Origin of the sequence: Endozoicomonas sp. ALC013, assembly GCF_049310205.1 — a bacterium.
Classification (GTDB): domain Bacteria; phylum Pseudomonadota; class Gammaproteobacteria; order Pseudomonadales; family Endozoicomonadaceae; genus Endozoicomonas.
The window spans coordinates 1-7653 of record NZ_JBLYNS010000186.1 but is presented as its reverse complement, the minus strand read 5'-3'; the positions used below and the strand labels follow the sequence as shown (position 1 = coordinate 7653).

Annotated in this window: 6 protein-coding genes; all 6 read left to right on the top strand. The window is 50.9% G+C overall.

Translation table 11 applies throughout. The annotated features are described in order from the left end of the window. Nucleotides 1–237: 237 nt before the first annotated feature. The 6 genes from corA to ACO6V1_RS21395 all read left to right on the top strand — a co-directional run bounded on the left by corA (nt 238) and on the right by ACO6V1_RS21395 (nt 7570). A complete protein-coding gene (corA, locus tag ACO6V1_RS21420; protein WP_422445390.1) occupies nt 238–1191 on the top strand; it encodes a magnesium/cobalt transporter CorA in 954 nt (317 codons plus the stop codon). An 80-nt stretch (nt 1192–1271) separates the two neighbouring features. Then, on the top strand, nt 1272–1757 hold the full coding sequence (locus ACO6V1_RS21415; RefSeq protein WP_422445392.1) for an aminoacyl-tRNA deacylase: 486 nt from the start codon (nt 1272–1274) through the stop codon (nt 1755–1757). Nucleotides 1758–1934: 177 nt separating this feature from the next. Next, entirely contained in the window at nt 1935–3266 is a 1332-nt protein-coding gene (gene brnQ, locus ACO6V1_RS21410) for a branched-chain amino acid transport system II carrier protein (RefSeq protein WP_422445394.1), read from the top strand. 317 nt (nt 3267–3583) lie between these two features. Continuing rightward, nucleotides 3584–4705, top strand: coding sequence for an ATP-dependent zinc protease (locus ACO6V1_RS21405; protein ID WP_422462473.1), 1122 nt, complete (start codon nt 3584–3586; stop codon nt 4703–4705). Nucleotides 4706–5020: 315 nt separating this feature from the next. Beyond that, nucleotides 5021–6553 carry a UUP1 family membrane protein gene (locus ACO6V1_RS21400; RefSeq protein WP_422468427.1) on the top strand — a complete coding sequence of 511 codons (1533 nt, stop codon included), beginning with the start codon at nt 5021–5023 and terminating at the stop codon, nt 6551–6553. A gap of 12 nt (nt 6554–6565) precedes the next feature. Continuing rightward, a complete protein-coding gene (locus ACO6V1_RS21395; RefSeq protein WP_422445399.1) occupies nt 6566–7570 on the top strand; it encodes an alpha-L-glutamate ligase-like protein in 1005 nt (334 codons plus the stop codon). Nucleotides 7571–7653: the final 83 nt, after the last annotated feature.

Genomic DNA, 7653 nt, shown 5'->3' with positions numbered 1-7653 from the left:
CCAAACTCATTGAAACCATGTACTAGCACATTCCCACTATCCTAATAGAAGTCAATTATCGTACAATCCCTCTCCTTTTTTGTGACCAAACGGTGCAACCCTCTGAAATCTGAAATGACAATATCCTCCGTTGTTTTTTGAAATATTCAGGGTCTGGTCGTTCAGATAGATAGTTTGGTGGCTGGCACTATAACTTCGAGTCAGCCAATCTATTTCGTTATCAATAAGGCAGTAACTATGATCTTTGCCTATAGTGCTCAGGATAACCAGTTTTCCATTGACCGGGTGTCGCCAGATTTCCCGTCGGCCAAGGGCACTATATGGCTGGAAGCAACAGAGCCGGACAGTGCTGAGCACCAATGGTTAACAACCCACTTCCCGGGCTGCCTGCCCGAAGAAGAAGATCTGGGAGAGATTGAAATTTCCTCCCGCTACTTTGAAACCGAAAGCGGTATACATATTCGCTCCCTGTTTCCCCACAGGTCCGGCCACGAGCTGAGAAATATTAACGTCGCATTCAACCTCAGACCCGATAAACTGATCACCCTTCAGGATGAGCCCACCGGTTTATTCAGGCTGATGCGCAAACACCTTAAAACCCAGCATATCAAGGCAGCAACGCCTCTGGAGGTGATCATTGCGCTGTTTGATGCCAAGGTTGAATACCTTGCTGATACTCTGGAAGAGGTTTACGAGGACCTGGAAGAAGTCAGCCAGAATGCGCTGTCAGAGCAGTATAAAGATGTTGATGAGCAGCTGCGCACTATCACACTTCAGGAGGACCTGAATGGCAAAGTCAGGTTGAATCTGCTGGATACCCAGCGCTCACTTCGTTACCTGATGCGCGCATGCAGCCACATGCTCAATGATGAACAGAAGGACAATATCAGGGATATGCTTCGGGATATTGAATCCCTGACACCACACACCGGCTTCCTGTTCGAGAAAATCAACTTTCTGATGGAGTCCACCATGGGCTACATCAATCTTGAGCAGAACAACATAATCAAGATTTTCTCAGTGGCCGCCGTTATGTTCCTCCCGCCGACACTGATTGCCAGTATTTACGGGATGAATTTCAAAATCATGCCAGAGCTCTCGATTGAGTTCGGCTACCCAATTGCACTCGGACTGATGTTGTTGAGCGCGTTAGCCACCTTTCTGTTTTTTAAACGTAAAGGCTGGTTGTAATACCGATAGCCCCTGAAATACAACCATCAGCGGCTATACTCTTTTCACCTCAAGCCAGAATTTACTGGGGTGATTTCATCATGAGCATTGCCAACACAGTTTACGATTACCTTGCCAGGCAGCATATTCCCTATCAAACCATCCGACATCAACCCAGCAAAAGTTCCGTGCAGAGCGCCATCGCCGCCCGGATTCCATTGCACCAGCTGGCCAAGGCAGTGGTCCTGAAAGATAGTCTTGATCACTACCTGATGGCCATTTTACCTGCGGCCAACCGGGTCAATATTCACCAGGTGAGCCAAATCACCAACTCAAAACTGCAGTTCGCCACAGAACACGAACTTAACTCCAGGTTCAAAGACTGCGAGCCCGGAGCCATTCCACCCTTTGGTGAGCCCTACAATATGGCAGTGCTCTGGGACAACCGGCTGAGCCAAAGCCCGGATGTTTTCCTGGAAGCCGGTGATCATGAAACCCTGATCTGCCTGTTGCAGGAAAGCTTGCAGCAAATCAGCAATGATCAGCCCCATGATGACCTTTGTTCAGCACCACCGGGCAATCATTAAATGATTGCCGTCATGCTTTTCAGGCTCGTCGATTGCCCTGCTACCACTTTCACAGATAGCGTCCATACTGATAGCAGGCAGCTGGTTATCTGTCATCAGAAAGACTATTTAATTAATGTAAAAAAGGAGCAGATCCCGGTAAAACTTCAATAATCGGGAATTCTGGAAGCTGAAAACATGAAACAAAAACTGAGTTTACAGAATATTGTCGGTATGGGGTTTATGGTATTTGCCATGTTTCTCGGGGCAGGAAACCTGATTTTCCCCCCCATGGTGGGACAACTGGCAGGTCAGGATATGTGGTATGCCGCTGCAGGCTTCCTGCTTACCGGCGTCGGCCTGCCACTATTGGGCATTGTTGCCATCGCCAGAGTGGGTGGCGGATTCAACGAAATCAGTGGCGAAATGCCCAGAGCCCTGATCATCGCCCTTGGCTCCTGCATTTACCTGATTATTGGCCCCTTGTATGCCGTTCCAAGGACCGCCCTGGTCTCTTTTGAAGTGGGAATCACACCGTTTCTGGCGGAACCCGGCAAGCTCAGCCAGCTGATATTCAGCCTGATCTTTTTCAGTATCTCCTGGTATCTGTCTATCCGGCCCGGAAAACTGCTGGAGTCGGTAGGCGAACTGATCACTCCGGCGCTGATTGCCCTGCTGGTCATTCTCGGCCTCTCCCCCATTTTTTCACCACTCGGTATTCCCGGGCAGGCCATGGGTACTTATACCGAATCGCCGGTTATCAAGGGATTCCTTGAGGGTTATATGACCATGGATGCCCTCGCAGCACTGATGTTCGGCATTGTCATCATCACCAATCTCAAGTCCCATGGTATTGAAGATAAGTCCAGCCTGTTTCATTACAGTATCATTACCGGCATCATCGCAGCGGCCGGGCTTGCCCTGGTGTACCTCTCTCTTTTCTACCTGGGAGCCACCAGCCGGGAGATAGCCCCCGATCCGGACAACGGCGGGCAAATCCTGACCCTTTATGCCGAGACACTGTTCGGAACCACCGGGATAGCACTGCTCGCGGCTGTGGTCACCCTGGCCTGTCTGACTACGGCCATTGGCTGTATCACCGCCGCCAGTGAGTACTTTGATGAAATGTTCGATAGGGTCAGCTATCGAACCATTGTCACCGTCATCAGCATTGTCTGTGTCTTTTTTGCCAATATGGAGTTAAACGAGATTATTGACCTTTTTATTCCGGTACTTCTGATTCTCTACCCAATCTCCATAACATTGATTTTCCTGGGGCTTATTCGTGACTGGCTGCCCAGGCCCGTCCTGACTTACCGGGCCACACTGGCGGTCATTTTCACCTTCAGCATCATTGATGCACTTCGCATAAAAGATTTTTCAGTGCTACAGCCTTTTTTACAGCCTTTCAGCATGATGCCCGGCTATGAAGCACACCTGGTCTGGCTACTTCCGTCTCTGGCTGTATTAATCATTACCGTTCTAATTGGCTTGATCATCAGACCTGCTTCGAACTGTCAAACGCCATAATAAATCACAACCATTGTTTGTTACCCGGGTAGCCTGGCTATCCGGGCTGGCTTATAGAGCGGCTGCAGAGATATCTCAGAATTTAGTCAAGATTAACAATTGGCAAGCGAAGGCAGATCAAGTAAGCTTCTGCGCTTTTAGTTGCCAATACTTCAGCCACTATCACCGGACTCCTTTAGGCACTACGGTTTTGTTGATGACAGGCAACCGCCATGGCTGCACGCATACAATGCGTGCGCCTTAAATAGTCCCCAAAAAAACGTAGTGCTTGTCACATGTTCCGCAACTTGGCTCTGCCAGCTTTATTCGTTTTAACCATGATTTTAACCGGATGCCAGACAGCTTTTTATAAAGAGCGTCCTGCCAAGGACGATTCTCGTACTACCCAACCCGTTCCAGTTCCGGAGACGTCGGAACACCCCATGGTGCCAGCAAGGCCCGAGGCACAAACAAAGCCTCCTGCCGATACCCATACGATTACCATTCGTGAGCAGACCATCCAGACACCGGCTCACCAGGATGGCCTGCTCGTTCTTGGCATCAACGAAACCGCTACCCTGCCAAACCTGAACCTCAAAATGGAGGCAAAGCTGGATACCGGCGCAGAAAACAGTTCCGTGGATGCCAGAGAGATCCAGTTTTTTGAGCGTGATGGCAAAAAGTGGGTCAGGTTTGAGCTGCATCGTACGTCCATAGGGACTGAGCTGATGGAGTTACCGCTGAAAAGTGTCACCCGGATCAAACGTCCGGGGCTCCCATCGGTGGAGCGCCCAATTGTCATGATGACCATAACCATCGGTGACATTACCCAGTCAGTGCCTGTTTCACTGACTGATCGCAGCAACTATGAGTCACCGCTGCTGATCGGGCGCAGCTTTATGCAGGATCTGGCCGTTATCGACGTCAATCAGAAGCATATTGCCACTAAAACGGTGATCAGCTCCAATAACCGTAAAGCCCTGGTTCCCGTTACCCAGAAATCCTACACCAGGGCTATCATCAAACCGGTCAGCATTAAAGGTCTGGTCACCGTGGGCGCTGTTGAACATATGACGCTGCCTGATGCCGATACGGTCCTCAAAGCCCGAATTGATACCGGTGCCCTGACCTCATCCATAGATGCACGGGATATGGAGTTTTTCGAAAAAGATGGCCAAGACTGGGTTCGCTTCCGATTGGCAAACTCCACTGGTGACCTTATATCCATGCAGGAGCCGGTCACCCGGTTTGTTCGGATCAAACGTCATGGAGAAGAGCCTGAACGACGCCCGGTGATCACGTTGAACGCCAGCATTGGTGACATCCTTGTACCGACACAATTCACTTTGCGCAGCCGGGAAAACTATGAATTCCCGGCATTGATCGGTGCCCGTTTCCTTGAAAAACGAGCGCTTGTGGATGTATCCAGAGAATACACATCGGATACCAAACAGCCCTGAGCGGAAAAACAGCCCTGAGCGGAAAAACAGCCCTGAGCGGCATACAGCCTGGTACACCTTTTCAATGAGTGTGTGTACCATCTCCGTTCACCCTGAGCGGAGTCGAAGGGTGATTGGCACGATCTATCAGAGTCCGGAGTTTCCGCCTTTAGGCCCTATGGGTCCTTCGGCAGGCTCAGGACGAATGGAGTTTGGGCGTCATTGATAGAGGAAACCCAGCCTGGACATTGAAACCATGTACTAGTCGGGCACCGTTTAGCCAGGCTCCCTTATATCAACTGAACCCAAGATAGACAGTTAAAAGCGAGGAAAAGAATGAAAGGTCGTTTTCAGCTTGGCCTTATGATTGCCGGACTGATTGTTGCCGGCCTTGGATTAACCCTGTACAAACACTTTGCACTGGGTTTTCCGCTATTGGGCAAGGATGTCTCTACTGTCTGGAGTATTGAAGCCTGGGTAAGCTTCAAAGCCCGGGGACAGGCTGCCCAGGCAAGCCTGACCCTTCCGGATCAGCAGCCCGATGTAAGAATTCTCGATGAATCCTTTGCCTCACCCGGCTACGGCATTAACCAGACCAATGATGGCGGTCAGCGCCGTGCCGTCTGGAGCATCCGCAAAGCGGATGGTCGCCAGGATCTGTTTTATAAGGTTAAGATCCGGCTGGAGCCCGGCATCAACCCCAACGTGAATGACCAGCCCGAACCGTTCATTGCGCCCGTGCTTCCGGAGCCCTATCAAACCGCGGCCAAAAGCCTGTTAAAACAGGTGACTGAACACTCAGCAGACACGGTCAGTTTTGCCGGCTCCATGATCAGCCAGTTTAATGCCAAAGAACCCGGCCAGAACACCAATATGCTGCTCGGCATGGTGGAAGAAGGGGTCAAGCTTCCGGACTTGCTGGTCAATCTACTCCACATGAATAATATCCCCGCTCGCATTGTCCGGGGCCTGCACCTGGAAGATGGCCGACGCAGACAACCCATTATCGACATGATAGAGGTTTATGATGGCACCGAATGGCAGCTCTTTGATCCCAAAACCGGTAAAGCAGGCAACCCGGACGCCTTCTTTCTCTGGCAGCGCGGGGCCAAATCACTACTGGATGTGATGGGCGGGGTTAACTCTGACGTCCGGTTCTCTATTATCTCCCAGAATGCGCCAACCCGGGAGCTGGCACTCACTCAGGCAAACCAGGATGGTGCCGCCTTAATAGACTTTTCCATCTACTCCCTGCCATTGGAAGTCCAGAATGCCTTTAAGATCATTCTGTTGATACCGATCGGGGTATTGGTTGTGCTATTTATGCGCATCATCGTTGGTCTGCGCACCTCCGGCACCTTTATGCCGGTGCTTATTGCCATGGCTTTCCTGCAAACTCAATTAATACCCGGGCTGGTGATTTTCACCTCCCTGGTATCCATTGGTTTATGGATACGGTCTTTCCTCAGTCAGCAAAACATGCTGCTAGTGGCAAGGCTGGGGGCTGTCATCATTGTTGTCATTCTGATCATGGCCGCCATGAGCATCTTCAGCTGGAAGCTGGGCATTACCCAGGCACTGACGGTCACTTTCTTCCCGATGATCATTCTGGCATGGACTATTGAACGGATGTCCATCCTCTGGGAAGAAGAAGGCCCCGGCGATGTCGTGAAAGAAGGCGGCGGCAGTCTTCTGGTAGCCACCCTGAGTTACCTGTTGATGTCCAATCCCATTGTTGAACAGCTCACCTTCAACTTCCCTGAACTGATGCTCACCTTGTTGGGCATTGTTCTGCTGCTTGGTCAGTACACTGGCTATCGAATGCTTGAACTCAAGCGGTTCTATCCACTGGTTCATTCGGATAAGTAGAGGTCGGTTTCCATGGGATGGTTAACAAGCTTTGTGCACAACACGCTGGCAAAAAACTCAATTACCACACCCTCCCGGCTCAGAGAGTCCGGGATACTCAGCATGAACAGCCGCAACCTGAATTATATCTCCCGATATAACCCCAGACGCCTCCTGCCCCTGGTGGACGACAAACTGACCACCAAACGCATGGCCGAGAAAGCCGGTGTTGATGTACCAAAACTGATTGGCGTGATTGAATACCAGTCCGATATCCGCAAGTTAAAGGGCATTCTGGAACCACTGGATAAGTTTGTTATCAAACCGGCCAAGGGCAGTGGCGGCAAAGGCATTCTGGTGATTACCGGTCGTGATGGTGATCGATACGTCAAGGCCAGCGGCGAAAGTCTATCCTTTGACGCCATTAGCCGTGATGTGTCCAATATTCTCGGCGGTCTCTACAGTCTGGGCGGCAAATCAGACTTCGCCGTTATCGAAAACCTGATCGTCGCTGACCCCATTTTTAATGACTACAGCTTTGAAGGTGTACCGGATATCCGGGTCATTGTGTTCCGGGGCTTTCCGGTTATGGCGATGATGCGCCTGGCCACCCGGAAATCCGATGGCAAGGCCAACCTGCACCAGGGGGCAGTCGGCGTCGGCCTGGACATGGCAACCGGCAACAGCCTGAGAAGTGTGCAGCATGATTTGCCGGTCAGCCTTCATCCGGATACGGGCCACAATTTCTCAACCCTCAATGTGCCCCACTGGCATAAGATATTATGCCTGTCTGCTGCCTGCTATGAGATGACCAACCTGGGCTACCTGGGTGTCGATCTGGTGCTGGATAAACATCTTGGCCCTCTGATTCTGGAGCTCAACGCCCGACCGGGGCTGGCGATTCAGATTGCCAATGGCCAGGGGATCGAGCCCAGGCTGAAAATGATTGAATCCCTTCGAAAACATGACCTGCCTATTGAAGAACGGGTTGCTTTTTCACAGCAGCATTTTGGCCTGACCACTGCACCAGAGCGCTGATTCCCCAATGGCTGATGAGCTGTCCTGAAATAACTTCGACATTTCTGAGTTTCAAAACTACTACATGGTTTCAATGAGTTTGA

Bases quoted from the DNA above. Each gene is read 5' to 3' on its own strand.
- corA (WP_422445390.1), top strand. From the start codon at position 238: ATGATCTTTGCCTATAGTGCTCAGGATAACCAGTTTTCCATTGACCGG.
- ACO6V1_RS21415 (WP_422445392.1), top strand. From the start codon at position 1,272: ATGAGCATTGCCAACACAGTTTACGATTACCTTGCCAGGCAGCATATT.
- brnQ (WP_422445394.1), top strand. From the start codon at position 1,935: ATGAAACAAAAACTGAGTTTACAGAATATTGTCGGTATGGGGTTTATG.
- ACO6V1_RS21405 (WP_422462473.1), top strand. From the start codon at position 3,584: ATGATTTTAACCGGATGCCAGACAGCTTTTTATAAAGAGCGTCCTGCC.
- ACO6V1_RS21400 (WP_422468427.1), top strand. From the start codon at position 5,021: ATGAAAGGTCGTTTTCAGCTTGGCCTTATGATTGCCGGACTGATTGTT.
- ACO6V1_RS21395 (WP_422445399.1), top strand. From the start codon at position 6,566: ATGGGATGGTTAACAAGCTTTGTGCACAACACGCTGGCAAAAAACTCA.